The sequence below is a fragment of the Parapedobacter soli genome, from assembly GCF_025460835.1.
GTDB lineage: Bacteria > Bacteroidota > Bacteroidia > Sphingobacteriales > Sphingobacteriaceae > Parapedobacter > Parapedobacter soli.
In genome coordinates this window covers 1-1,918 of sequence record NZ_JAMXAY010000122.1, presented here as the reverse complement: position 1 = coordinate 1,918, position 1,918 = coordinate 1, and the positions used below count along the sequence as shown (strand labels likewise).

Annotated in this window: 1 protein-coding gene; it reads left to right on the top strand. The window is 41.2% G+C overall.

What is annotated here, in order from left to right; genetic code table 11:
* Nucleotides 1–558 precede the first annotated feature (558 nt).
* Complete coding sequence (ltrA, locus tag NGM62_RS21800) at nucleotides 559–1,854, top strand: group II intron reverse transcriptase/maturase (RefSeq protein ID WP_262250414.1); 1,296 nt, start codon at nucleotides 559–561, stop codon at nucleotides 1,852–1,854.
* The last annotated feature ends 64 nt before the right edge of the window (nucleotides 1,855–1,918 follow it).

The window sequence follows — 1,918 nt, the reverse complement described above, 5'->3', positions numbered from 1 at the left end:
TGTGTGTGCCCTGCATATGCAGGACACACCCCGAAAGCTTTTCAAATAGTTCAAAAATACAAATTTAGTTTTACGAACCAAGTTTTCGGGGTGTTATTTTTCCAGAGGGTGCAAGTCCCTTACGAGCGGATTGAAACCCCGAATCGTTAGCAAGCTGCAAGGTGGTTTATCGTGAGGTATGCACTGAAGGAAGCAGGACTGCAAAAGTCTGTACCGACGAACAGAAAGTACATAAGAGGCATAGCAATAAGGATGAGTATCCACAGCAATACGAAGTCCAAAACAGTGTTCTGAACATGCTATTAAATCAGATTATTGTTATGTAGATGTACCGGCGATAGACGGAAGGAAAAAGCATTTACCAGGGGAGGTCTTGGCGATTACGAGTTAATCAATCCAAGAAGTCAGCAGAGGTCATAGTACTTGAGGGCAAACGAGGTGCGAATAGATACCGCATAGGTCTCACAAACAAGGAAGGACTGAACGTAAAGAGGTTTTCAATAGGTAACGGAACACATAGTAGCCCTACTTAACGAAAACAGGTTAAAAACAACTAAAATGATAACAAGAGTAGTACATCCGTTTAATCTTCAAAGAGCATTGGAACACGTGATTGCCAATAAAGGCAGTGCGGGTGTCGATGGTGTTTCTATAAGAGAGCTCCGCAAGGTGTTTTCTGAAAAGAAACTACAACTGATTGAAGCAATCAAACAAGGCAACTATCAAGTACAACCCATTTTAGGTATTGCAATTCCGAAAGGAAATGGGAAAACTCGATTATTGGGTGTTCCCACCACTACAGAACGTGTGTTGCAACAAGCCTTAGCACAAACTATTGCACCACTTTTTGAGCCCGAATTTAGTAATTACAGCTATGGATTTAGACCTCACAAGAATGCCCGACAAGCCGTTGGACAATCTCGGGATTACATCCATTCAGGATTAAACCACATTGTGGATATTGACCTGAAAAACTTCTTTGATGAAGTTGACCACTGTTTATTACTGAATTTAATCTATCAAAAAGTGAAATGCAAAGCTACCATGCAACTCATACGCAAATGGCTCAGAGCACCTATTAAAATCAACGGAAAGCTACGAAAGAGAAGAAAAGGCGTTCCGCAAGGAAGCCCTTTAAGTCCATTATTGTCGAACATTTTACTACATCAACTGGATAAGGAAATGACTCGAAGAGGACACAAATTTGTACGTTATGCGGATGATTTTAGTATTTATTGCAAAAGCCACAATCAAGCCAAGGCAACAAGAGTGGTAATTGAAAAGTTTTTGAAAAACAAACTCAAATTAACTATAAATGAAGAAAAGAGTGGTATCAGAAAACCAATCCACTTCACAATTTTGGGTTTCGGATTCGTACCTACGTACGAGAAAGGAAGTAAAAATCAATACCAACTTATTGTATCGGAAAAAGCTTGGAAGAAACTAAAAGAACGACTTAAAACAATCACCCGAAAAACCACACCAGCCACATTTGAAGAGCGTATTGCCAAGATAAAAGAAGTGCAACGCGGATGGTTGAACTATTTCCAAGGCACGAGTATTTTGGGCAAATTACGAGATTTAGATGGTTGGCTTCGCAACCGACTGCGCTATTGCATTTGGCATCATTGGAAAAAACCCGAAAGGAAAAGGAAAAACCTGATTCGATTAGGTGTAGACCAAGACCATGCCTACGCTTGGAGCAGAACACGGAAAGGCGGTTGGGCAATAGCACAAAGTCCTATTCTAGGCACTACCATTACTTTACAACGCTTGAAGAAAAGAGGATATGTTTCCTTAACTGAATTACATTTACAACTTAACCCATCTCTTTGCGAACCGCCGAGTACGTGACCCGTACGCTCGGTGGTGTGAGAGGCGCACTCCGTCAGTTACTGGCGGAGCCGTCTACTCGATT